Origin of the sequence: Nocardioides sp. Bht2, from assembly GCF_047308515.1 — a bacterium.
Classification (GTDB): Bacteria; Actinomycetota; Actinomycetes; order Propionibacteriales; family Nocardioidaceae; genus Nocardioides.
The window spans coordinates 365,220-388,908 of record NZ_JBLBWI010000001.1 but is presented as its reverse complement, the minus strand read 5'-3'; the positions used below and the strand labels follow the sequence as shown (position 1 = coordinate 388,908).

The following is a 23,689-nucleotide window of genomic DNA, read 5'->3' as shown; positions in this document are numbered from 1 at the left end:
TTCTGTGATCCATGCGCGAGGGGTTGTGGACGTTGCAAGGACCCTGTACGATAGATCCTTGCGCCTGCCCTCAAATGCTTTCCCGCCTGCCCGGTGGCTGGTTAGTGGTGGACCGGCGTCACATAAAGAGCGAATTCCTTGAAGGACACACTCTTGGCCGCGCGCGCTGAAGCAGCAAGCAACAACCCACGTCGCATCTCCTTTGCAAAGATCACCGAGCCGCTTGAGGTCCCGCAGTTGCTGGCCCTCCAGACCGACAGCTTCGACTGGCTGATCGGTAACGAGCGGTGGCAGCAGTCGGTCGCAGACCGCCAGGCTGCCGGTGAAGACGTATCCACCAAGTCGGGTCTGACTGAGATCTTCGAAGAGATCTCGCCGATCGAAGACTTCTCCGAGACGATGTCTCTCTCGTTCGAGAACCCCGTCTTCTACGACCCCAAGTACACCGTCGAGGAGTGCAAGGAGAAGGACTTCACCTACTCCGCACCCCTCTACGTCTCGGCTGAGTTCACCAACAACGACACTGGTGAGATCAAGGGCCAGACGGTCTTCATGGGTGAGTTCCCGCTGATGTCCGACAAGGGCACCTTCGTCATCAACGGCACCGAGCGTGTCGTCGTCTCGCAGCTGGTCCGTTCGCCCGGTGTCTACTTCGAGCGTGCCGCTGACAAGACCTCCGACAAGGACATCTTCACCGCCAAGGTGATCCCGTCGCGTGGTGCGTGGCTCGAGTTCGAGATCGACAAGCGCGACCTGGTCGGCGTCCGTCTCGACCGCAAGCGCAAGCAGAACGTCACGGTCCTGCTCAAGGCGTTCGTCGCCGTCGCCGAGGAGACCGGCGAAGAGTACGACTACGAGGCAGTCATGGCTGACCTCAGCCAGTACGAGTCGATCCAGCTGACCTTGGAGAAGGACAACACCTCCGGTCCGGACGACGCGCTGCTCGACATCTACCGCAAGCTGCGCCCGGGCGAGCCGCCGACGCGTGAAGCCGCGCTCACCCTGTTGAAGAACTACTACTTCAACCCGAAGCGCTACGACCTGGCCAAGGTCGGTCGTTACAAGATCAACAAGAAGCTCGGTCAGGTCGAGGCGTTCGACCAGCAGACCCTGACCATCGCCGACGTCGTCGCCGCGATCCGCTACATCGTCCGCCTGCACAACGGCGACGAGGTTGCCGTGGACGGCCAGGGCACCGTGCTCGTCGACGCCGACGGCAAGGACATCGAGGTCCGCGCCGACGACATCGACCACTTCGGTAACCGTCGTATGCGTACCGTCGGTGAGCTCATCCAGAACCAGCTCCGTACCGGTCTGGCTCGGATGGAGCGCGTAGTCCGCGAGCGGATGACGACTCAGGACGTCGAGGCGATCACGCCCCAGTCCCTGATCAACATCCGCCCCGTGGTCGCTGCGCTCAAGGAGTTCTTCGGAACCTCGCAGCTCTCGCAGTTCATGGACCAGACCAACCCGATCGCCGGTCTGACCCACAAGCGCCGCCTCTCCGCGCTCGGCCCGGGTGGTCTCTCCCGTGACCGCGCCGGCATGGAGGTCCGCGACGTCCACACCTCGCACTACGGCCGGATGTGCCCGATCGAGACCCCTGAAGGTCCCAACATCGGTCTGATCGGTTCGCTCGCGTCGTTCGGTCGGATCAACCCGTTCGGTTTCGTCGAGACGCCCTACCGTCGCGTCGAGAACGGTGCGCTCACCGACCAGATCGACTACCTGACCGCCGACGACGAGGACAAGTTCGTCATCGCCCAGGCCAACGCGGCGCTCGACGAGAACAACCGGTTCGCCGACGAGCGGGTGCTCGTGCGCCAGCGTCTCGGTGAGGTCTCCGAGGTCCTCGCGGCCGAGGTCGACTACATGGACGTCTCCCCGCGCCAGATGGTGTCGGTGGCGACCGCCCTGATCCCGTTCCTCGAGCACGACGACGCCAACCGTGCACTCATGGGTGCCAACATGCAGCGTCAGGCGGTGCCGCTGATCCGTAGCGACGCCCCGTTCGTGGGTACCGGCATGGAGTACCGCGCCGCGGTCGACGCCGGTGACGTCGTCACCGCGACGAAGGCCGGTGTGGTCCAGTCGGTCTCCGCCGACCTGATCGAGACGATGAACGACGACGGCACGTACTCCTCGTACCGCCTCGCCAAGTTCAAGCGCTCGAACCAGGGCACCTGCATCAACCAGCGCCCGCTGGTCGCCGAGGGTGAGCGGCTCGAGATCGGTTCGCCGATCGCCGACGGTCCGTGCACCGACGACGCCGAAATGGCGCTGGGACGCAACCTGCTGGTCGCGTTCATGCCCTGGCAGGGTCACAACTACGAGGACGCGATCATCCTGTCGCAGCGCCTCGTCCAGGAAGACATGCTCACCTCGATCCACATCGAGGAGCACGAGGTCGACGCTCGCGACACCAAGCTGGGCCCTGAGGAGATCACCCGGGACATCCCGAACGTCTCCGACGAGAACCTGGCCGACCTCGACGAGCGCGGCATCATCCGGATCGGCGCGGAGGTCACCACCGGTGACATCCTCGTCGGCAAGGTGACCCCGAAGGGCGAGACCGAGCTGACCCCCGAAGAGCGCCTGCTGCGCGCCATCTTCGGCGAGAAGGCTCGCGAGGTCCGCGACACCTCGATGAAGGTCCCGCACGGTGAGTCCGGAACCGTCATCGGCGTCCGGGTCTTCGACCGTGAGGACGGCGACGAGCTGCCGCCCGGCGTCAACCAGCTGGTCCGTGTCTACGTGGCGCAGAAGCGCAAGATCTCGGTGGGTGACAAGCTCGCCGGTCGTCACGGGAACAAGGGCGTTATCGCCAAGATCCTGCCGATCGAGGACATGCCGTTCATGGAGGACGGCACCCCGGTCGACGTGATCCTGAACCCGCTCGGTGTTCCGCGTCGTATGAACATCGGTCAGATCCTCGAGCTGCACCTCGGTTGGCTCGCCAAGCAGGGTTGGGACCTTGACCTCTCCGAGGACAAGTCCGACGCCGCCTGGAAGCAGCGTCTGATCAGCATCGGTGCGGACAAGGCTGCGCCGGGTACCAAGGTCGCCACTCCGGTGTTCGACGGTGCCCGCGAGGACGAGATCATCGGCCTCCTCGACGCCACCCTGCCGAACCGTGACGGCGACCGCCTGATCGACCACACCGGTAAGGCGCGGTTGTTCGACGGTCGTACCGGTGAGCCGTTCCCGGACCCGGTCGCGGTCGGCTACAAGTACATCCTGAAGCTGCACCACCTCGTGGACGACAAGATCCACGCCCGCAGCACCGGTCCGTACTCGATGATCACCCAGCAGCCGCTCGGCGGTAAGGCCCAGTTCGGTGGCCAGCGCTTCGGTGAGATGGAGGTCTGGGCGATGGAGGCGTACGGCGCCGCCTACGCCCTGCAGGAGCTCCTCACCATCAAGTCCGATGACGTGCCCGGTCGTGTCAAGGTCTACGAGGCGATCGTCAAGGGCGAGAACATCCCCGACTCCGGTATCCCCGAGTCGTTCAAGGTTCTCGTCAAGGAAATGCAGTCGCTGTGCCTCAACGTCGAGGTGCTGAGCCAGGACGGTTCGCGCATCGAGATGCGCGACGCGGAGGAAGACGTCTTCCGCGCCGCCGAGGAACTGGGCATTGACCTGTCCCGGCGCGAGCCCAGCTCGGTCGAAGAAGTCTGATGATCTCGACAGGCTCGATCGCCGGCCTTCTGGCTTCGGTTGTCGAGCTTGTCGAGACACAGTCCACAGTCTTGAACCACCATTTCTAACGAAGGACAACAGCCATCGTGCTTGATGTGAACTTCTTCGACCAGCTTCAGATCGGCCTGGCCACCCCGGACGACATCCGTACCTGGAGCCACGGCGAGGTCAAGAAGCCGGAAACCATCAACTACCGCACGCTCAAGCCCGAGCGTGACGGCCTCTTCTGCGAGAAGATCTTCGGTCCCACCCGGGACTGGGAGTGCTACTGCGGTAAGTACAAGCGGGTCCGCTTCAAGGGCATCATCTGCGAGCGCTGCGGCGTCGAGGTGACCCGTTCCAAGGTGCGTCGTGAGCGCATGGGCCACATCGAGCTGGCCGCGCCGGTCACCCACATCTGGTACTTCAAGGGCGTTCCGTCGCGCTTGGGTTACCTGCTGGACCTGGCGCCGAAGGACCTCGAGAAGGTCATCTACTTCGCTGCCTACATGATCACCGCCGTCGACGAGGACGCGCGTCACCGCGACCTCGCCGCGCTGGAAGGCAAGATCGACCTCGAGCGCACCCGCCTGGAGAACCGTCGCGACTCCGCGATCGACGACCGGGCCAAGAAGCTCGAGGAGGACCTCGCCACCCTGGAGGCCGAGGGCGCCAAGTCCGACGCCAAGCGGAAGGTCAAGGACGGCGCGGAGCGCGAGATGGCGCAGCTGCGCAAGCGCTCCGACAACGAGATCGCCCGCCTCGACGAGGTGTGGAGCACGTTCAAGAGCCTCAAGGTCCAGGACCTGATGGGCGACGAGCTGCTCTACCGCGAGATGAAGTCGTGGTTCGGCAAGTACTTCGAGGGCCACATGGGCGCAACCGCGATCCAGAAGCGCCTGCAGACGTTCGACATCGAGGCTGAGGTCGAGAGCCTGCGCGACACCATTGCCAACGGCAAGGGTCAGCGCAAGGTCCGCGCGCTCAAGCGCCTCAAGGTCGTCGACGCGTTCCGCAAGACCGGGAACAGCCCGCTGGGCATGGTCCTCGACGCCGTCCCGGTGATCCCGCCGGACCTGCGCCCGATGGTGCAGCTCGACGGTGGCCGGTTCGCGACCTCGGACCTCAACGACCTCTACCGTCGCGTGATCAACCGGAACAACCGACTCAAGCGCCTGCTTGACCTCGGTGCTCCCGAGATCATCGTGAACAACGAGAAGCGGATGCTCCAGGAGGCCGTTGACTCGCTGTTCGACAACGGTCGTCGTGGTCGCCCGGTGACCGGTCCGGGCAACCGCCCGCTCAAGTCGCTCTCCGACATGCTCAAGGGTAAGCAGGGTCGTTTCCGTCAGAACCTGCTCGGCAAGCGCGTCGACTACTCGGGTCGTTCGGTGATCGTCTCGGGTCCGACCCTGAAGCTGCACCAGTGTGGTCTGCCCAAGCAGATGGCCCTGGAGCTCTTCAAGCCCTTCGTGATGAAGCGCCTGGTCGACCTGTCGCACGCTCAGAACATCAAGTCCGCCAAGCGGATGGTCGAGCGCGCGGTGCGGGCCGAGGTCTGGGACGTCCTGGAAGAGGTCATCAGCGAGCACCCGGTGCTGCTGAACCGTGCACCTACCCTGCACCGTCTGGGCATCCAGGCCTTCGAGCCGCAGCTCATCGAAGGTAAGGCCATCCAGCTTCACCCGCTCGTGTGTGGCGCGTTCAACGCCGACTTCGACGGTGACCAGATGGCTGTCCACCTGCCGCTGTCGGCAGAGGCGCAGGCCGAGGCTCGCATCCTGATGCTCTCGACCAACAACATCCTCAAGCCGTCGGACGGCCGTCCGGTGACGATGCCGTCGCAGGACATGATCATCGGTCTGTTCTTCCTCACCACCCTGCGTGAGGGCCAGCCGGGCGAGGGCCGTGCCTTCTCCTCGCAGGCCGAGGCGATCATGGCGTTCGACCGTCGCGAGATCAGCCTGCAGAGCCTGATCAAGCTGAAGATCGACGACGAGATCGTTGAGACGACCCTTGGCCGTACCTACTTCAACGACACGCTGCCGGACGACTACCGGTTCGTGAACGAAGAGGTCGGTAAGAAGCAGTTGGGCGCGATCGTCAACGACCTCGCCGAGCGCTACACCAAGGTCGAGGTCGCCGCCGCGCTGGACGCGCTCAAGGACACCGGCTTCCACTGGGCCACCCGGTCCGGCGTCACCGTCTCCATCGACGACGTCACGACCCCGGCCAACAAGCCGGAGATCCTGGCCGGCTACGAGGCGCAGGCCGCCAAGGTGCAGAAGCAGTTCGAGCGTGGTCTGGTCACCGACGAGGAGCGCCGCCAGGAGCTCATCGAGATCTGGACCCAGGCCGCTGCCGAGATCGGTAAGGCCATGGAGGCCAACTTCGACAAGGCCAACCCGATCTACATGATGGTCGACTCCGGTGCATCTGGAAACATGAACCAGATCCGCCAGGTCGCCGCCATGCGTGGTCTGGTGGCCAACCCGAAGGGTGAGATCATCCCGCGGCCGATCAAGTCGAACTTCCGCGAGGGTCTGACCGTTCTCGAGTACTTCATCGCTACCCACGGTGCCCGTAAGGGTCTTGCCGACACCGCGCTGCGTACCGCCGACTCGGGTTACCTGACCCGTCGTCTGGTGGACGTCTCGCAGGACGTCATCATCCGTGAGGACGACTGTGGCACCGAGCGTGGTCTGCCCAAGGTGATCGGCGTCGCCGGTCCCGACGGTGTGGTCCGCAAGGACGAGAACGCCGAGACCGCCGCCTACGCCCGCACCGCGGCCGTCGACACCGCTCACCCGACCTCGGGTGAGGTGCTCGTCTCCGCCGGTGAGGACCTGGGTGACGTCAAGATCGCCGAGCTCATCGAGGCCGGCGTGACCGAGGTCAAGGTCCGTTCCGTCCTCACCTGTGAGGCCGCGACCGGTACCTGCGCCAAGTGCTACGGCCGTTCGTTGGCCACCGGCAAGCTGGTCGACATCGGTGAGGCCGTCGGCATCATCGCCGCCCAGTCCATCGGTGAGCCCGGTACCCAGCTGACCATGCGTACCTTCCACACCGGTGGTGTGGCGTCGGCCGACGACATCACGCAGGGTCTGCCCCGAGTCGTGGAGCTCTTCGAGGCCCGGACCCCCAAGGGTCTGGCCCCGATCTCCGAGGCCGCTGGTCGGGTCCAGATCGAGGATGGCGACAAGACCCGCAAGGTCGTCGTCACCCCCGACGACGGCTCCGAGCCGATCGAGTACCCGGTCAGCCGGCGTTCGCGCCTGCTGGTCCAGGACGGCGACCACGTCGAGGTCGGCGACCGGTTCACCCAGGGAACGGAGGACCCGAAGGAGGTCCTGCGGATCCTCGGTGTGCGCCGTGCGCAGCAGCACCTCGTCGACGAGGTCCAGTCGGTGTACCGCAGCCAGGGTGTGGCGATCCACGACAAGCACATCGAGATCATCGTGCGGCAGATGCTGCGCCGGATCACGGTGATCGAGTCCGGTGACACCAACCTGCTGCCGTCCGACCTGGTCGACCGGGCCCGCTTCGAGTCCGAGAACCGCCGCGTTCTCGCCGAGGGTGGCAAGCCGGCGTCGGGTCGTCCGGAGCTGATGGGTATCACCAAGGCGTCGCTGGCCACCGAGTCGTGGCTCTCGGCCGCCTCGTTCCAGGAGACCACCCGGGTGCTCACGGACGCCGCGATCAACGGTCGCAGCGACTCGCTCCTCGGTCTCAAGGAGAACGTCATCATCGGTAAGCTCATCCCGGCCGGTACCGGCCTCGAGCGCTACCGCAACATCCGGGTCGAGCCGACGGAAGAGGCGCGTTCCGCGGCCTACTCGGTGTCGGGCTACGACAACTACGACTATGGCTTCGCCGGCAACAGCGGCGGCCAGGCCGTGGCTCTGGACGACTTCGACTTCGGGTCGTACCAGAACTGATGTAGCAATCACCGCACCCCGTCAGCACTGCTGGCGGGGTGCGGTGCATTTCGGGCCGCTCCAGCATGAGAAGGTGCCTCATCATGACGGTGCTCAGTGCGTTGACGCGGCGCGGCGTCCACCTCGCCGGCAGCGGACTGCTCCGTGCCCTCGGGCACCGGGTCGAGGTCTGGGAACCTGAGCACCTTCCCAAGGCCGGGCCGGCGTTGATCGCGGCGACCCACGTTTCGTACCCCGACTTCATCATGGTCCAGGCGGCCGCCGGCGCCCGCCAGGTTCGGTTCCTGGCTCGGCACGACGCCTGGGAGCACCGGATCGCCGGACCGATCCTGAAGAGCCTTGGGCACATCCCGGTCGACCGGGCCGCCCCGGCCGGTGCCTATCTGGAGGCCCGGCGCGCGCTGGCCAGTGGCGACGTGGTCGGGCTCTTCCCCGAGGCGGGTATCTCCTACTCGTTCACCGTGCGGGCGCTGATGCAGGGCGCCGTGGCGTTGGCCCGTGACACCGGCGTTCCGGTCATCCCGACGGCGTTGTGGGGGTCGCAGCGGATCTACACGGTCGGCCGACCCGTCGACGGCGTCGAACCGCCGCCGGACTGGGCCCGTGGCCGCCGGATCGACGTCTGGTTCGGGGCGCCGATCACGGTCGCTCCCCACGCCGACCCGCGCGCTGAGACGGTCCGGCTCGGAGAGCGGCTGACCGCGATGCTGGAAGGGCTCCAAGGGTTGCCGCACCACCGGCCGCAGCCGGGCGAGGCGGCGCCCTGGTACCCGGCGCATCTGGGCGGCAGCGCGCCCGACCTCGGTGAGGCGGCGACCCTGGATGTGGTGCCGCGCTCCGCCGTCAGGCCGACGTGGGGGCCGAGCGCTCAGCCGCACGACGGGCTGAGCGGCGGCGCTGTTCGCTGATCGGGTCGATCAGCCAGGCCAGCCGTGAGGCGACCGGGGGAGCGGCAAGCACGATCGCGACGCCGACCGCGCAGAGCACGGCCATGCCGGTGAGCCAGTTTCCCTGACCGTGCGCCCATGTCGCCAGGTCGGTCATGCCGACGGCGCGGATCACGAAACCGTGGAAGAGGTAGACCACCAGCGAAGCGGTGCCCAGTGCGGAGAACCAGTGGCGCCCGCGCGGGACCAGGCAGATCACCGCGAACGAGGCGACCAGACCCAGCGCGATCAGGCGAAGCCGGATCCAGGCCCCTTCCAGATCGGTGACCGGCATCCCCGCCGCCGTGAGATCGGGATAGGGGATCGCGTACCAGAGCCAACGCGTCGCCATCCAGTCGTCGAAACCGCCCGCAAGCCACCAGACGACGGCGAGCGCGGCTACCCCGAACCAGGCGGTCCGCGGGGCGCGGAGTCGGTCCAGGTCGACTGGACGGAGCCAGAGGCCGACCACGAAGAACGGCAGGAAGCCGACCGTGCGGGAGAGGTCGAACCAGTCGGTCCAGGGCGCGTCGATGGTGCCGAACCACAGGCTGGCCAGGACGCTCAACGGCACCGCGACCCAGTGCAGTTGCAGGATCGGGGTGACCAGCCGCCACAGCAACGTCGCCACCAGGTACCACATCGGCCAGCCCGGGTTGATCAGCATCGGACCGGGCGGTGAGTAGTCGGCGGTGTGGGTGATCACCACCCGCATCACCGAGTCGAAGACCAGGTAGGGCAGGAGCAGGCCGGTGGCGAGCGACGTCAGGTGTCGCCGGGACCAGGTGAAGCTGCGCGACAGGTAGCCGGTGACCAGGACGAAGGCTGGGATGTGCCAGACATAGATGAAGTCGTAGAGCTGAGCCCCGAAGTCGGTGCCGGTGGGAACCAGCGGCAGCGTGTGCCCGACCACCACCACGGTGACGAGAACGAACTTGATGTTGTCGAGCCAGGGATCACGCACGAGGTCTCAGTTTAGGTGATCGCCGGTGGCGGCCGACGTCAGGCTGCGACGCCTTCGGCACGCCGACGGCGCCAGCTGCCGACCGGGTCGACGGCCCAGGTGAGTCGCTTGGCTACCGGGGGCGAGGTCAGCAGCACGGTCAACGCCAGCGCCCCCAAGGCGGCGACGGCGAGGGCGCGGCCCGGATCCTGGGGCGCCCAGTCGAACCACTCGGCGGTCTGCGCGTACCTCACGACGAAGCCGTGGAAGAGGTAGGCGACCAACGAAGCGCTGCCCAGTTGGGTGAACCAGGTGGCCCGGCGCGGAATCAGGGAGAGAGCGGCCAACGCTCCGGCCATGCTCGTCGCAAGCAGTCGCAGTCTGATCTCGAAGGAGGCGCTCTCGCTGAAACCGAGCACGTCGTAGGAACGGTCCCACCACAGGAAGGCGACCCGGGCCCATTGGGAGAGGGCCTCCGGCTGTGCGCTGAACCAGATCCAGATCAACACGCCGACGGCGATCGGGCGCACCCACCAGGAGGTGAGCGCGGTCAGCCACGAGCGCTTCGCGTGCAGGCCGACCACGAAGAACGGCAGCATCGCGAACGCCTTGGGAATGTCGAAGAGGGTGAGGTCGAGAGTGCCGGCCCACAGGCTGATCGGGATCGAGAGTGGGATGACCACCCAGTGCAGCTTGAGGATCGGGGTGGCGAGGCGCCAGATCGCCAACACGATCAGGTACCACATGCTCCAGTGCGGCTCCAGCCACAGCGCCCCGGTCTGGGCCTGGCCCAGGTAGTCGCGCCAGGCGTACATGGCGGCGTCGAAGATCAGATAGGGGAGCAGCAGAGTGGTGGCCAACGAGACCAGGTGAGCGCGATCCCAGACGAAGCTACGGGACAGATGTCCGGAGATCATTACGAAGGCCGGCATGTGCCAGAAATAGACGAACGTGTAGACGGCGACGTTGCGTTCGTCGACCAGGGCGAGTCCGATGGTGTGCCCGAAGACAACGAACGCGATCAGGGCGAACTTGACGTTGTCGAACCAGGGATCGCGTGCCATTCGCCCCAGATTAACGGGTTCACCGAGCGGGTGCCCGCCGCTGCGCGGTGGTGAGGCGCGGTGAGCGCGGCGCAGCGACGTCGGAAGCCGAGCCACTAGGATCGCTAGACATGGCACGAGTACCGAAGCGACAGCGAGTGGCGGCGTATGCCGTCATCGTGCGTGACGAGGAGATCCTGCTTTCTCGCCTCGCGCCACGGATCTCGCGGAGCCCGCTGTGGACCTTGCCGGGTGGCGGACTCGGCCATGGCGAGGATCCACGTGCCGCGGTGGTCCGTGAGGTGATGGAGGAGACCGGGCTCGAGGCTCAGGTCTCTGACGAGGCGCGCGTGTTCTCGATGCACAACCCCAAGGCGACGCCACTCAATCCGGGGCAGAGCGGGCGCCAGGACTACCACGCGTTGCGGATCGTCTACGAAGGTTGGGTCTCGCGGGACGCGCCGGCGCCACGGGTGATCGAGGTCGACGGGTCCACCGTCGAGGCGGCCTGGCATCCGTTGAGCGACGTTCTCGACGGGCGGCTCGCGGTGACCTCGCTGGTCAGCGAGGCGTTGGAGAACTACCGCGGCCACCAACTCCAGCGGATCGCCGCCTACGCGGTGATCCGACGCGACGACACCATCCTGCTGACCCGGATCTCCCGCCTCGGCCATCACTCCGGGTGGTGGACGTTGCCCGGCGGCGGGATCGACCACGGCGAACGGCCGGCCAATGCCGTCGCCCGCGAGGTCCGTGAGGAGTGCGGCGTCGACTGCACCGTGGGGGAGTTGCTCGACGTCCACGACGTCCACTTCCATGGAACCGCGCCGAGCGGGCGTCACGAGGACTTCCACGGCGTCCACCTGCTCTTCGCCGCACAGCTCGACAGCGCCGCCAAGCCCCGGGTCGCCGAGGTCGGCGGCACCACCGACGACGTGGCCTGGGTGCCGATCTCCGAGATCGACGCAGGCGTGGTCAAGGTGCTTGACGTCGTCAGGCATGCTCTGGGCAAGATCTGACCCATGCAGGAGCAGATCTTCACCTACGGCGCGCCCGCTCTGAAGTTCGGCTTCGGAGCCTCGATGGAGATCGCGCATGATCTGGCGCAGTTCGAGGCGCGGCGGGTGCTGCTGATCACCGATCCGGGGGTGGCCGCGACCGGGCATCCGGCGCGGATCGCGGACGCAGTACAGGGCGCTGGGATCGAGGTCGAGATCTTCGACCGCGCGCAGGTCGAGCCGACCGACGTCTCCTTGGCGGAGGCGGTGGAGTTCGGGCGCAGTACCGGGCCCTACGACGCCTACCTGGCGGTCGGCGGCGGGTCGGCGATCGACACCGCGAAGGCGGTCAACCTGCTGGGCACCAACGAGGGCGAACTGCTCGACTACATCAACGCCCCGATCGGCCAGGCCCGGGCTCCGCAGCGTCCGCTGAAGCCGCTGATCGCCATCCCGACCACCACCGGCACCGGCTCGGAGTCGACGACGATCTGTGTCCTAGACGTGCTGGCGCTCAAGGTGAAGACGGGGATCAGCCATGCCCGGCTGCGCCCGACGATGGCCGTCGTCGACCCCGAACTCACCCTCACCCAGCCGGCGATGGTCACCGCCGCCAGCGGGATGGACATCCTGTGCCATGCGGTGGAGAGCTACACCGCTCGCTGGTTCGCGGAGTTCCCGGCCAAGCAGGCTGCCGATCGTGTTCCCTACTGCGGGGCCAATCCGATCGCCGACATGTGGGCCGAGCGCGCGATGACGTTGCTCGCCTCCTCGTTCCGGGTGGCGGTGCGCGACGGCGACTCCCGCGAAGCCCGCCATGAGATGGCCCTGGCAGCGACCTTCGCCGGAATGGGGTTCGGCAACGCCGGTGTCCACATCCCCCACGCCTGCGCCTACCCGATCGCGGGGCGGGTCCGTGACTACCGTCCGCCGCAGTACCCGGACGCAGAGCCGATCGTGCCGCATGGCATCGCCGTCTCCCTGACGGCGCCCGAGGCGTTCCGCTACACCTTCGACGCCGCTCCCGAACGTCACCTGCGAGCGGCCCGGCTGCTCGCGCCCGCCTTCGACGGCGCCGACGGGCCGGATCTGCTGCCCACGGTGCTGCGCGAGTTGATGCGCGACATCGGGCTGCCCAACGGCCTGGCCGAGGTCGGCTACCGGGCTGACGACGTCGACGACCTGGTCGCCGGCGCCCTGCAGCAGCAGCGCCTGCTCGCCACCGCGCCCCGCGACGTCGACGCCGAAGCGCTGGTCACCGTCTTCGAGGGATCGTTGGAGCACTGGTGAGGGCTGCCTTCTGGGCCAGCTGCGCGGCGTTGCTCGTGGTCGGTGTGGTGGGTTGGCTGACGCTGCCCGACCGGGTCCCGTTGCACTTCGGTGGCACCGGTGCCCCGGACCGCTGGGGCAGCCGTAACGAAGCCGTGCTGACCACCGCGCTCCTCGGCGGTGGCCTGGTGCTGCTCTTCTGGGCGTTGGCCCGCTGGCTGCCACGCGCTCCCGCCAGCCTGATCAACCTCCCCGAAGCCGATAAGCGCTGGTGGCTGGCGACCGAGGAGCGGACCACCGAGCTGCGTCGCAGGCTCACCGACGACCTCTATCTGATCGGTGCCGCCACCGTGCTGCTGATCGTCGCTGTCGAGGTGATGACGTTGACGATCAGCAACGATCCGGAGCCGCGGACGCCGTTCTGGTTCTGGGTGATCGTCGGCGGCTATCTGGTCGGCGTGATCGGGTGGACGGTCTGGGCGATCGCACGCCGCTACCGCACGCCGCGCGACCTCTGACGAGGCCCGACTGTGACCGGGGCAACTCGAGCTCTGTTGAATCGGGCTGCGAGGTACTCCGCCGGTAGGCTGAGGCCATGAATCCGCGGTACCGACGACTGATCATCCCGTCATTCCTGGTGGTCCTGTTGGTGATCGTCATCGTGGCGGCGATGCGCTGATGGCTGCCGAACCGGCACTCCGCGTCCTCTCCCGGATGCGCAGCCTGATCCTCGACGACGCCGTCCTGGTGCGCGCCGTCGCCTCAGGACGGATCCGCGGCCAGGAGACCACCTTCAAGCGGGTCGAGCTCCGCTACGTCGACCTCAAGGCCGGCCGCCACCTGCAGGTCGTCTCCTACGACGACACCCAGGCCCACACCAGCAACTACGCCGCCGGTGCCGCGGCCCGCGACGCCGTCGACGATCTGCTCGACGCGGCCTTCGCGAACTGGAACGTGGAGACCGTCACCGAGCAGCACCAGGTCAAGATCTCGCGCAAGCAGGAGGCCCTGGTCCACACCACGCCGCGCGAGGAGAGCGCAGAGCCGGAGCGGGGCCACGACAAGCCCAAGGAGCGGCTGCTCCCCGAGAACGACCCGGTGCTGGTGGCGCTCGGGATCTCGGACGCGAGCGGGAAGGTGAAGCCGACCCGGCAGGCCAAGTACCGTCAGGTCGAAGAGTTCGTCCGGCTGCTCGACGCCGCGATCACCGAGGCGGTGACCAAGGGCAACCTGCGCAAGCCGACGGCGGCCGACCCACTGCGGATCGTCGACCTGGGCTGTGGCAACGCCTACCTGACCTTCGCCGCGCAGCGCTACCTGAGCAGTGTCCGTGGTCTGCCGGTGCGGTTGATCGGCGTCGACGTCAAGGAACAGTCGGCCCAGCACAACACGGAGGTCGCCGCGAAGCTCGAGATCTCCGAGCAGACCGAGTTCCGGGTCGGCACCATCGGTGCCGCTCAGCTCGACGAGGCCCCGGAGGTGGTGCTCGCGCTGCACGCCTGCGATACGGCGACCGACGAGGCGCTGGCCCGGGCGGTCGAATGGAACGCCTCCTTGGTGCTGGCCGCGCCCTGCTGCCACCACGACATCTCGGCACAGCTGCGTCGTCACCCGACGCCGTCGCCCTACTCGATGCTGACCCGGCACGGCATCCTTCGGGAACGGTTCGCCGACACCTTGACCGATGCACTGCGCGCCTCGTTGATGCGCCTGCAGGGCTACAAGGTCGAGGTGATGGAGTTCGTGGAGAGCCAGCACACGCCCCGTAACACGCTGCTGCGGGCGGTACGGACCGGCGGCAAGGTGAGTGGCGGCAGCGTCCGCAAGGAGTACGACGCCCTGGTGGAGATGTGGCAGATCCGACCGAAGCTGGCCGAACTGCTTGAGGATTGAGGTGGTCGCCGCAGCGTTGCTCGCCGTGCCGTTCGTGCTCGGCGCGCTGGCTGCGCCCGCCCCGGTGGACGCCGAGGTGGCGTTCACCTTCCAAGATCCGGAGATCCTGGAGTCCTCCGGCCTGGTGATCGGCGAACGCTTCGCGGTCACCGTCAACGACTCGGGTGACGAGGCACGGATCTTCACCGTCGACCTCGCCGACGGTGAGACGGTCGGCGTCACCCGTTGGCAGGGTGAGGCACGCGATGTCGAGGCGCTGGCACCAGCTGGTGCGAACGAGGTCTGGGTCGGCGACATCGGCGACAACCTCGAAGCCCGTTCCTCGATCCGGGTGACCCGGGTGCCGTTCGGGGCCGGCGAACGGACCGTGGCGGGGGAGAGCTATGAGCTCACCTTCCCCGGCGGTGCCCGCGACGCCGAAGCGCTGCTGACACAACCGGACACCGGTCAGCTCTTCGTGGTGAGCAAGCACGTCCTGGGCGGGACGATCTATGCGGCGCCCCGCCGTCTCGATCCGACGAAGCCGAACCGGCTACGGGCTGTCGCCGAGGCCCCGGGTCTGGTCACCGACGCGGCGTTCTACCCGGACGGCCGGCACGCGGTGCTCCGCAACTACGGTCAGGGGGTGCTCTTCGCCGTCGACGCCGACGGGTGGCGTGAGCTGGGCACCTTCCCGCTCCCGCCGCAGCAGCAGGGCGAGGGGATCGCGGTCGGACCGGACCGGCGGATCTACCTCTCCTCGGAGGGGGCCGAGTCCGAGGTGCTGCGGGTCGACCTGCCGGCGGAGCTTGCGGCGCAGGTGAGCAGCGGCGCTCCGGTGGAGTTCACGACCGACCGAGATGCCGAGACCGGCACCGACAAGCGCGACGTCCTCGCCGAGTACGATCCGCCGCTCTGGCCGTGGGCCCTCGGTGGTGGCTTCGCGCTGGTCGCGTTGGTGGTGCTGATCCGTTCGCTACGCCCGCGCTGACCCGGCGCCTACTCCAGGCACTCCACCTGACCGCTGTCGTACCGTTCCCTGGCCTCGGCCACCTGGGGCGCGAGCCGGATGATCACTTCGGCAAGATCGCCGAGTGCCCGGCTGACCTCGTCGCCGAGGGGAGTGAGGACGTACTCGTGTCGGCTGGAGCCGCTGATCGGCTGCTGGGTGACCAGCCCGTTGCGGCCGAACCGGTGCAGGGTCTGCGACAGCATTCGGTCGTTGATGTCGGGCAGGCAGGCCTTGAACTGGCTGTATCGCTTGGGGCCGGAGCGTAGCGCGATCAGGATGGAGATCGCCCAGCTACTGGCGACGGTGTCGAGGGCATCGCGGATGCAGCCCTCCGCGTCGTAGAGGTCCTCGATCGAGATCATGGTTCCAGGGTAGCGAAAGACTCTTGGAACAAGAGTGAACCCGGTGGTGTTGTGCCGGTACTACGCCGTCCTCATTCGACAAGGAGAAACAGATGACTGCCACCTCGCACGGTCCCGCCACCACTGGTCGGGTGGTCCCGCTCGGCGGTCCTTGGCCGGGTGTCGGGCCGTTCCTCTTCACCGCCTACCACCTCGACGCCTACCCGGCGGGCAACGCCGACCTCGGCCCGGCCGAAGGCGTGGCGGGTCACGCGATCGGTCAGGACTTCGGGCACCCCTCGGGCTGGAACATGTACCACGGTGACACCGTGCCCGGCTTCCCCGCGCACCCGCACCGAGGCTTCGAGACGATCACCATCGTCCGCCAGGGGATCGTCGACCACGCCGACTCCACCGGCGCCGCGGCGCGCTACGGCCAGGGCGACGTGCAGTGGGTGACCGCGGGCTCCGGCGTCGTGCACTCGGAGATGTTCCCGCTGCTCAACAGCGAGAGCGACAACCCCTTCGAGCTCTACCAGATCTGGATCAACCTGCCGGCCGTCTCCAAGATGGCCGACCCGGAGTTCACCATGATGTGGAACGAGCAGTTGCCGGTGGTGGAGTCCGACGGCGTTCAGGTGCGGGTCATCGCCGGCAGCTTCGGGGACGCCGAGGCGCTCGGTGCGCCGGTCGCCTCCTGGGCCTCGCGGCCGGAGGCCGACGTCACCATCCTGCTGATCGACCTGGAGCCCAACGCCAGCATCACCCTGCCCGCTACCGGGTCGGACCGGACGGAGCGGATGCTCTACGTCCACGGCGCCGGTGGCGTCGACGCGGGCGGCAACGTGGTCGCGTCGGGGGAGGGGTTCGCTCCGGACGGCACCGGCGAGGTGACGATCACCGCGGGTGAAGCGCCGAGCGTGGTGCTCCTGCTGCAGGGGGTGGCGATCGGTGAGCCGGTGGCTCAGGCCGGACCCTTCGTGATGAACAACCGGGCCGAGCTCGTGCAGGCCTACGAGGACTACCAGCGCACCCAGTTCGGTGGTTGGCCCTGGCCGAGCACGGCTCCCGTCCACCCGGCCGACGCCGACCGGTTCGCGGTCTTCGGTGACGGTCGCCGCGAGGAGCCGGCCGCACGCTGATCCGCTCCCCGCTCCCCGCGCGGACGTCATACGAACCGTGGACCCGCTTCCGCGCAACGTATGACGTCCCGCGAGGGGACTAGGCTCGGAGTGTGGACGAAGATCGGCTTCGGCGGAACTGGGACGACCTGCTCCAGGAGTTGCGGGTCAGCCAGGCCGGCGTGCAGATCCTCACCGGGTTCCTGCTGACCGTCCCTTTCTCCAGCCGGTTCGGTGACCTCAGCAACCTTCAGCAGGCGATCTACGCGGTGGCCGTGATCGGCTCGGTGGTCACCACAGCGTTGGTCGTGGCTCCGGTCGCCTTCCACCGGGTGCTGTTCCGGGAGCATGCTCGCCCCTGGCTGGTGGCGGCGGGGAACCGCTGCGCGCTCGCCGGGCTCTTCACTCTCGCTCTGACCGTGTGCGCGGTGCTCGTCCTGGTCTTCGACGTCGTCTTCGGCGATCTGGCCGCAGTGGTGGTCGGGGCCGGCTGCCTGCTGCTCTTCGCGGTGCTCTGGCTGGGCATCCCGCTGTTGATGGGCCGCCGGCACCCGGCCAACGAGAAGTCGGGCACCGCGTAGCCGTACGACGTCGAGGGGCGGGCGCCCCCGCGGAAGCACAACGCCCCGCGATGCCTGACGGCGTCGCGGGGCGTTGGGTGATGCGTAAGACTGCGATCAGGAGATCGCGGCCACCACGTGGTCGATGCAGGCGGTGAGCGCCTCGACGTCGGCGGGGTCGATCGCCGGGTACATCGCGATCCGGAGCTGGTTGCGGCCCAGCTTGCGGTACGGCTCGGTGTCGACGATGCCGTTGGCGCGCAGGATCTTGGCGATCTGGGCGGCGTCGATCGACTCGTCGAAGTCGATCGTGCCGATCACCAGCGAGCGGTCCGCGGCGTTCGGGACGTACGGCGTGGTGTACGAGGTCTTCTCCGCCCAACCGTAGAGGGCGTCCGAGGAAGCGGTGGTGCGGGCGACCATGCCGGCCAGGCCGCCGTTGGCGTTCATCCAGTCCAACTGCTCGGCCATCAGGAAGAGAGTCGCGACCGACGGGGTGTTGTAGGTCTGGTTCTTCTTCGAGTTGTCGATCGCCGTGGGCAGGCTGAAGAAGGGCGGGATGTAGCGGTCGGTCGCCGCGATCTCCTCGGCGCGGGCCAGCGCCTTGGGGCTCATCGCTGCGATCCACAGGCCGCCGTCGGAGGCGAACGACTTCTGCGGAGCGAAGTAGTAGGCGTCGACCTGGTTCAGGTCGACCGGCAGGCCGCCGGCACCGGAGGTGGCGTCGATCAGCACCAGCGCGTCGTCGTCGATGCCCGCCGGGCGGACGACGGGAGCCATCACCGCGGTCGAGGTCTCGTTGTGCGCCCAGCCGTAGACGTCGACGCCCTCTTCAGCGACCGCCTCGGGACGCGAGCCCGGGTCGGCGTTGATCACGGTGGGTTCGGCGAGCCACGGAGCCTTCTTCACCGAGGAGGCGAACTTCGAGGAGAACTCGCCGAAGGTCAGGTGCTGGCTCTTGTTGCGGATCAGGCCGAAGGCGGCGATGTCCCAGAACGCGGTCGCGCCGCCGTTGCCGAGCACGATCTCGTAGCCCTCGGGCAGGTTGAAGAGCGTGGCCAGCCCGTCGCGCACGCGACCGACGGTGTTCTTCACCGGAGCCTGACGGTGAGAGGTGCCCATCAACTTGTCGCCGGTCGCGGCGAGGGCGTCGAGGTGGGAGACCTGAATCTTCGAAGGTCCGGCGCCGAAGCGGCCGTCGGCGGGCTTGAGGCTCTCAGGGATCTGCACGTCAGTCACGACGATGACCTTTCGGTTCTCAGAAATCGGTTTCCTGACCACAGGGCCAGCACCCCTCTATTGTGGCATTCGCCGTCTGAACTCATCGAGGGAGTCCACGCAGATGGAGAAGGAACACCCGGGCCTTGCCAACCAGCGCCAGTTGGCGACGCCTGCGGCGCCAGCCTGGCTTAGGCGCCTGGCGCGGAGCGCAGAACCGGGCTGTGCCGTTCCCCCCGAAACGACCAGCCCGGATCTGTGAGTCCACTGCTCCGCTGGCACCGGTTGTCGGCCTGTGGCCACCCGGATGCCGTGGCGCAGCACCTGATCGTCATCATGGGGTACCGGACTCTGGTCCGGTACCAACGAAACCGCAGAGTTTGAAGCGGCCGAGGCTGAATGGGTGGTTGAGGTGAGCGAGCCACGCCGGTGGTCGCCAGCGCGGATGCTCGATCCCTCCGCGCTCGGCAGCGTCCGCGCCGGCCTCTGCTGGAACATCGGCCTGCTCGTCGCGGCGCTTCGGGTCGGCACCGTGATCCAGATGCTGCCCTCGTTCCTGGTCGCGGTCCGCAACTCTCCGCATGCGGTGCTGACCGTGGTCAGTTGGCTGCTCGCGTTGGCGATCGCCGTCGTGCTCTGCGTCGGCGTGGTGCGGACCCGGCGCCCACCCGGTGACCGGTTGGCAGTGGCCGAGTTGGTGGGGATGCTGGCGCTCTTCGGCCTGGGGCTCCTGACAGTGGCACCCGACGACCGGGTAGGCACGTGGATCGGTTTCCAGCCCGCCTATGCGCTCTCGGTGCTGATCGCGATCTCGGTGCTCACCAGCCGTTGGGTCTGGCTGGTCGGCGTGATCACGATCCCGGTGGTCGACCTGGTCTTCTGCCTGCCCGCTGCTTCGGCGGGCTGGCCCACCATGATCGGCAACGCCTTGACCCTGGTGCTGCTCCCGACGATCACCCGACTGGGCTTCGGCTACACGGTGCGGATCGCCGAGTTGGCCGACGACTCCGCAGCCCGGGTGGCCGAGTTCGCCCGCCGTGAAGAGGAACGTCGGGCCCAAGCCGCGATGCACAACGGCGCTGCCGTGATGGCGCTGCTGGCCCGTGACGACCTCGACGACCTGGAGGCGCCGGTCCGCAAGGCGCTGCGTGAGCAGGCCCGCGAGGAGACCGAACGGATGCGGCGCTACCTCGCCGGAGAGGACGCGGCGCTGGGGGATCGGCGGGCGCTGGCGGTGATCGTGGCGGACGTCGCAGCGGGCTTCCCGGATCTGCGCATCGACCAGTTGACGGAGCTCGGAGCCCACGTCGTGTTGACCCCGGAAGGAGCCGAGGCCGTCTCCGCTGCGCTCACCTCGGCCTTGCTCAATGTCCGGATCCACGCGCAGGCTCAACGGGTGGTGCTGCATCTCGATGAGAACGACGGAATCTGGGTACTGACCGTCCATGACGACGGTGTCGGCTTCGAGGTGGGGACGGTGACGGAAGGGGTCGGCTTGCGGGAGATCGTGCGTGCGGAGCTGGCGAGGCACGCCATCGACGTCAGGATCGACTCGATGGTCGGCGCCGGCACCACGGTGATGATGACCGGCGACTGGGCCGAAGCATGATCACCGCCGCGTTGGTCGACGACGCCACCGTGATCCGCAGCGCGCTGGCCGGCATGCTGCAGCAGATCGAGGTGGTGGCCGCGGTCTCCAGCGTGGAGGAGTTGATCGCCTCGGGTGTCTCCGCCGACGTTGTGGTCCTGGATCTGCACCTGGTCAACGGCAGGCAGCCCGAGGCCAGGCAGGGCGTCGCCGCCGTCCAGGCGTTGGTCGAGGCGGGTCATCAGGTCTGCGTCTACTCGCAGGAGGAGCGTCGCTGGGTGTTGGCGGCCTGCATCGCAGCCGGCGCACGGGGCGTGGTCTCCAAGGCGGAGCCGATGGCTGCGGCCGAGGCCGCGTTCCTGGAGGTGGCAGGCGGGGAGAGCGTGATCCCGCCGCCGGTCGTCGGCCTGATCGAGGTTCTGGTCCGCAGACGCAGCCTGACGCTGGTCGGCGAGCGGCAGCGGCAGGTGCTCTCCGGCCGGGCGCGCGGCCTCACCTATGCGGAGATGGCGCAGCAGATGCACCTCTCCGAGTCGACCCTGCGTGGTTACTGGCACGAGTTGATCGCCTCGGTCTCCGAACACCTGAAGCAGACCGCTCCGGCCGACATCGAACGGGCTCTCGGCCTGGCGCCGGGCGACCTGTTGGACGCCTGGCCCGGTGGCTGAGGCGGCCCGCCCGGTGCGTTCCGCGCTGTTCTAGAGTGCGTTCGTGAGTGCACAACAGCCGGTCGAAGCCTGGGAGATCCGACGGGTCCCGTTCACCGACGTCGCTGCCCAGCAGCTGATCGCCGACGTCCAGGCCGAGTACACCGAGCGCTACGGGAGCCCCGACGAGTCGCCGGTCGATCCGGGTGACTTCGAACTGCCGGCCGGGTCGTTCTACGTGGGTCGACTGGACGGCGTCCCGGTGGCGACCGGCGCCTGGCGGCGGAGCTCGGTCTCCGCGCTCGGTGCCGGCAACAGCGTGGAGATCAAACGGATGTACGTCGCGCCGGCGGCGCGACGCCGAGGGTTGTCGCGGTTGATGTTGGCGCACCTGGAGGAGTCCGCGGGGGCGGCCGGTGCGGAGGTGATGGTCCTGGAGACCGGAATCCGCCAGCCCGAGGCGATCGCCCTGTACCTCGCCAGCGGCTACACCGAGGTCCCCGGGTTCGGGCACTACTCCGACTCGCCGCTCTCGCGGTGCTTCGCCAAACTCCTGTCGCGAACGTGAAGAGCGGCCGTCCGCTGTCACCAGGACAGCGAACGGCCGCTCTCGGCTCGGGTCAGTTACCCCAGGTCGGGTTCCAGCCCTCGACCTCGTCGGCACCGCGCGAGGCGGGACCCGCGTAGATGGCCGACGGGCGGATCAGGCGCCCGGTCTTCTTCTGCTCCAGGATGTGCGCCGACCAGCCGCCGGTGCGGGCGCAGGTGAACATCGAGGTGAACATGTTGGCCGGTACCTCGGCGAAGTCGAGCACGATCGCGGCCCAGAACTCGACGTTGGTCTCCAGAACGCGGTCCGGACGACGCTCCCGCAGCTCGGCAAGAGCAGCCTTCTCCAACGCCTCGGCCACCTCGTAGCGAGGCGCGTCGAGTTCGCGGGCGGTCCGGCGCAGCACCCGGGCGCGCGGGTCCTCGGCGCGGTAGACCCGGTGGCCGAAGCCCATCAGGCGCTCGCCGGAGTCGAGCAACTCCTTCACGTAGGAGACGGCGTCGCCGCGGTCCTCGACGTCCTTGATCATGCCGAGCACCCGGGACGGCGCACCGCCGTGCAGCGGGCCGCTCATCGCGCCGATCGCGCCGGAGAAGGCAGCGGCGACGTCGGCGCCGGTGGAGGTGATCACCCGGGCGGTGAAGGTGGAGGCGTTCATGCCGTGCTCGGCAGCGGAGCTCCAGTAGGCGTCGATCGCCTTGACGTGCTTGGGGTCCGCCTCACCCTTCCAACGGATCAGGAACTTCTCGGCGAGGGTCTGGCCCTCGTCGACGACGGCTTGCGAGACCACCGGCTTGTGCAGCCCGCGGGCCGACTGAGCGGCGTAGGAGAGCACCATCACGGCGACCCGGGCGAGATCCTCGCGGGCCTGCTCGTCGGTGATGTCGTAGGTCTGGCCGAAGCCGAAGGCGGGGGCCAGCATCGCCACCGCGGCCTGGACGTCGACGCGGACGTCGCCGGTGTGCACGGGGAGGTTGAACGGTTCAGCAGGCGGCAGGCCGGGGGTGTAGGCGCCGTCGATGAGCAGGCCCCAGACGTTCTCGAACGGGACGCGCCCGACGATGTCCTCGATGTCGACACCGCGGTAACGCAGTGCGGAGCCTTCCTTGTCCGGTTCGGCGATCTCGGTCCGGAACGCGACGACGCCTTCCAAGCCTTCGTGAACCTCGGTCATCTGGTGGCTCCTTTGTGCTGGGTGAGAACGGTCAGGGCCAACGGCCCCGCACCCTCGCATTCTGCCCCCAACCGTTCGCGGGACCTAGCGCACCCGCCACTAAAGTCCTTCTCATGAGTGGTGCGAATCCTTGGGCGGAGCGTCGCCGGGAGTACTCGGAGGCCGGTCTCGGTGAGGCCGAGATGGCTGCGGACCCGGTGGCGATGTTCCGGCGTTGGTACGACGACGCCGCTGACCTGCCGGAGCCCAACGCGATGGTGGTGGCCACGGTGTCGGCCGACGGCCACCCGTCGGTGCGCACCGTGCTGCTCAAGGGGCTCGACGACCGCGGGGCGGTCTTCTTCACCAACGTCGCTTCGCGCAAAGGCACCGATCTGGCGGCGAATCCCCACTGTGCGTTGCTCTTTCCGTGGCATCCGCTGGAACGGCAGGTGCGGATCGAGGGGGTCGCCGAACGGCTCGACGAGGGCGAGGTGGCTGCCTACTTCGCTTCGCGCCCACGCGGAGCCCGGCTCGGTGCGCATGCTTCGGCGCAGTCCCGGCCGACCACGCCCGAAGCGTTGGCAGCGGCGTTCGCCGACGCCGAGCAGCGGTTCGGGGACGAGATCCCGGTGCCGGGCGAATGGGGCGGCTACCGGGTCCACCCCCAGCGCTGGGAGTTCTGGCAGGGCCGGAGCAACCGGATGCACGATCGGCTCTGTTACCTACCTGCCGCGGCAGGCTGGCGGATCGAACGTCTGGCCCCGTGAGAGCAGGTCTATGCCACCGGCGAAATTGCGGCCTCCGAGCCGACCGCTCGGTTAGAGTGCCA

The 23,689-nt window shown here is 67.9% G+C and carries 19 protein-coding genes; 14 read left to right on the top strand and 5 right to left on the bottom strand.

From position 1 onward, the window contains the following. Nucleotides 1–138: 138 nt before the first annotated feature. The 3 genes from rpoB to ACLM5J_RS01865 all read left to right on the top strand — a co-directional run bounded on the left by rpoB (nucleotide 139) and on the right by ACLM5J_RS01865 (nucleotide 8,524). Nucleotides 139–3,678 carry a DNA-directed RNA polymerase subunit beta gene (gene rpoB, locus ACLM5J_RS01875; protein ID WP_413654307.1) on the top strand — a complete coding sequence of 1,180 codons (3,540 nt, stop codon included), beginning with the start codon at nucleotides 139–141 and terminating at the stop codon, nucleotides 3,676–3,678. Between the two features lie 107 nt (nucleotides 3,679–3,785). Further along, the gene (locus ACLM5J_RS01870) at nucleotides 3,786–7,616 is read left to right on the top strand and encodes a DNA-directed RNA polymerase subunit beta' (protein WP_413654306.1); all 3,831 of its coding nucleotides are present in this window, start codon (nucleotides 3,786–3,788) and stop codon (nucleotides 7,614–7,616) included. Nucleotides 7,617–7,699: 83 nt separating this feature from the next. Next, entirely contained in the window at nucleotides 7,700–8,524 is an 825-nt protein-coding gene (locus tag ACLM5J_RS01865) for a lysophospholipid acyltransferase family protein (protein ID WP_413654305.1), read from the top strand. On the opposite strand, the gene ACLM5J_RS01860 is transcribed toward ACLM5J_RS01865, so the two are convergent. Together ACLM5J_RS01860 and ACLM5J_RS01855 are read right to left on the bottom strand one after the other, a co-directional pair. Continuing rightward, nucleotides 8,460–9,506 carry an acyltransferase family protein gene (locus tag ACLM5J_RS01860; protein WP_413654304.1) on the bottom strand — a complete coding sequence of 349 codons (1,047 nt, stop codon included), beginning with the start codon at nucleotides 9,504–9,506 and terminating at the stop codon, nucleotides 8,460–8,462. The genes ACLM5J_RS01865 and ACLM5J_RS01860 overlap by 65 nt on opposite strands. A gap of 38 nt (nucleotides 9,507–9,544) precedes the next feature. Beyond that, nucleotides 9,545–10,549 (bottom strand): acyltransferase family protein, encoded by a 1,005-nt coding sequence (locus tag ACLM5J_RS01855; protein WP_413654303.1) that lies wholly within the window; start codon nucleotides 10,547–10,549, stop codon nucleotides 9,545–9,547. Nucleotides 10,550–10,659: 110 nt separating this feature from the next. Here ACLM5J_RS01855 and ACLM5J_RS01850 point away from each other — a divergent pair, with 110 nt between their 5' ends. The 5 genes from ACLM5J_RS01850 (at nucleotide 10,660) to ACLM5J_RS01830 (ending at nucleotide 15,658) form a co-directional block, all read left to right on the top strand. Then, on the top strand, nucleotides 10,660–11,547 hold the full coding sequence (locus ACLM5J_RS01850; RefSeq protein ID WP_413654302.1) for an NUDIX hydrolase: 888 nt from the start codon (nucleotides 10,660–10,662) through the stop codon (nucleotides 11,545–11,547). Nucleotides 11,548–11,550: 3 nt separating this feature from the next. Continuing rightward, nucleotides 11,551–12,816 carry a hydroxyacid-oxoacid transhydrogenase gene (locus tag ACLM5J_RS01845; protein ID WP_413654301.1) on the top strand — a complete coding sequence of 422 codons (1,266 nt, stop codon included), beginning with the start codon at nucleotides 11,551–11,553 and terminating at the stop codon, nucleotides 12,814–12,816. Beyond that, nucleotides 12,813–13,313: a DUF1648 domain-containing protein gene (locus tag ACLM5J_RS01840; RefSeq protein WP_413654300.1), complete on the top strand. Its 501-nt coding sequence runs from the start codon at nucleotides 12,813–12,815 to the stop codon at nucleotides 13,311–13,313. The genes ACLM5J_RS01845 and ACLM5J_RS01840 overlap by 4 nt, the downstream gene beginning before the upstream one ends. A gap of 160 nt (nucleotides 13,314–13,473) precedes the next feature. Continuing rightward, nucleotides 13,474–14,688, top strand: coding sequence for a class I SAM-dependent methyltransferase (locus ACLM5J_RS01835; protein ID WP_413654299.1), 1,215 nt, complete (start codon nucleotides 13,474–13,476; stop codon nucleotides 14,686–14,688). 1 nt (nucleotide 14,689) lies between these two features. Then, on the top strand, nucleotides 14,690–15,658 hold the full coding sequence (locus ACLM5J_RS01830; RefSeq protein WP_413654298.1) for a hypothetical protein: 969 nt from the start codon (nucleotides 14,690–14,692) through the stop codon (nucleotides 15,656–15,658). An 8-nt stretch (nucleotides 15,659–15,666) separates the two neighbouring features. Here ACLM5J_RS01830 and ACLM5J_RS01825 read toward each other — a convergent pair whose 3' ends face one another. Continuing rightward, nucleotides 15,667–16,041, bottom strand: a complete 375-nt coding sequence (locus ACLM5J_RS01825) for a winged helix-turn-helix transcriptional regulator (RefSeq protein WP_413654297.1) — start codon at nucleotides 16,039–16,041, stop codon at nucleotides 15,667–15,669. A 92-nt stretch (nucleotides 16,042–16,133) separates the two neighbouring features. Here ACLM5J_RS01825 and ACLM5J_RS01820 point away from each other — a divergent pair, with 92 nt between their 5' ends. Continuing rightward, complete coding sequence (locus tag ACLM5J_RS01820) at nucleotides 16,134–17,162, top strand: pirin family protein (protein WP_413654296.1); 1,029 nt, start codon at nucleotides 16,134–16,136, stop codon at nucleotides 17,160–17,162. Nucleotides 17,163–17,254: 92 nt separating this feature from the next. Continuing rightward, the gene (locus ACLM5J_RS01815; RefSeq protein ID WP_413654295.1) at nucleotides 17,255–17,722 is read left to right on the top strand and encodes a DUF6328 family protein; all 468 of its coding nucleotides are present in this window, start codon (nucleotides 17,255–17,257) and stop codon (nucleotides 17,720–17,722) included. Between the two features lie 96 nt (nucleotides 17,723–17,818). Here ACLM5J_RS01815 and serC read toward each other — a convergent pair whose 3' ends face one another. Continuing rightward, on the bottom strand, nucleotides 17,819–18,940 hold the full coding sequence (gene serC / locus ACLM5J_RS01810; protein WP_413654294.1) for a phosphoserine transaminase: 1,122 nt from the start codon (nucleotides 18,938–18,940) through the stop codon (nucleotides 17,819–17,821). A 391-nt stretch (nucleotides 18,941–19,331) separates the two neighbouring features. Here serC and ACLM5J_RS01805 point away from each other — a divergent pair, with 391 nt between their 5' ends. The 3 genes from ACLM5J_RS01805 to ACLM5J_RS01795 are packed head-to-tail and all read left to right on the top strand — an operon-like array spanning nucleotide 19,332 to nucleotide 21,722. Then, nucleotides 19,332–20,528 (top strand): hypothetical protein, encoded by a 1,197-nt coding sequence (locus ACLM5J_RS01805; protein ID WP_413654293.1) that lies wholly within the window; start codon nucleotides 19,332–19,334, stop codon nucleotides 20,526–20,528. Further along, complete coding sequence (locus ACLM5J_RS01800; RefSeq protein ID WP_413654292.1) at nucleotides 20,525–21,175, top strand: hypothetical protein; 651 nt, start codon at nucleotides 20,525–20,527, stop codon at nucleotides 21,173–21,175. Before ACLM5J_RS01805 ends, ACLM5J_RS01800 begins: the two co-directional genes overlap by 4 nt. A 43-nt stretch (nucleotides 21,176–21,218) precedes the next feature. Continuing rightward, nucleotides 21,219–21,722, top strand: a complete 504-nt coding sequence (locus tag ACLM5J_RS01795) for a GNAT family N-acetyltransferase (protein WP_413654291.1) — start codon at nucleotides 21,219–21,221, stop codon at nucleotides 21,720–21,722. A gap of 52 nt (nucleotides 21,723–21,774) precedes the next feature. Here the strand turns inward: ACLM5J_RS01795 and ACLM5J_RS01790 are convergent, their stop codons facing one another. Then, entirely contained in the window at nucleotides 21,775–22,878 is a 1,104-nt protein-coding gene (locus ACLM5J_RS01790; RefSeq protein WP_413654290.1) for a citrate synthase 2, read from the bottom strand. 113 nt (nucleotides 22,879–22,991) lie between these two features. Between ACLM5J_RS01790 and pdxH the strand changes: the two genes are divergently transcribed. Beyond that, nucleotides 22,992–23,627 carry a pyridoxamine 5'-phosphate oxidase gene (gene pdxH / locus ACLM5J_RS01785; protein ID WP_413654289.1) on the top strand — a complete coding sequence of 212 codons (636 nt, stop codon included), beginning with the start codon at nucleotides 22,992–22,994 and terminating at the stop codon, nucleotides 23,625–23,627. Nucleotides 23,628–23,689: the final 62 nt, after the last annotated feature.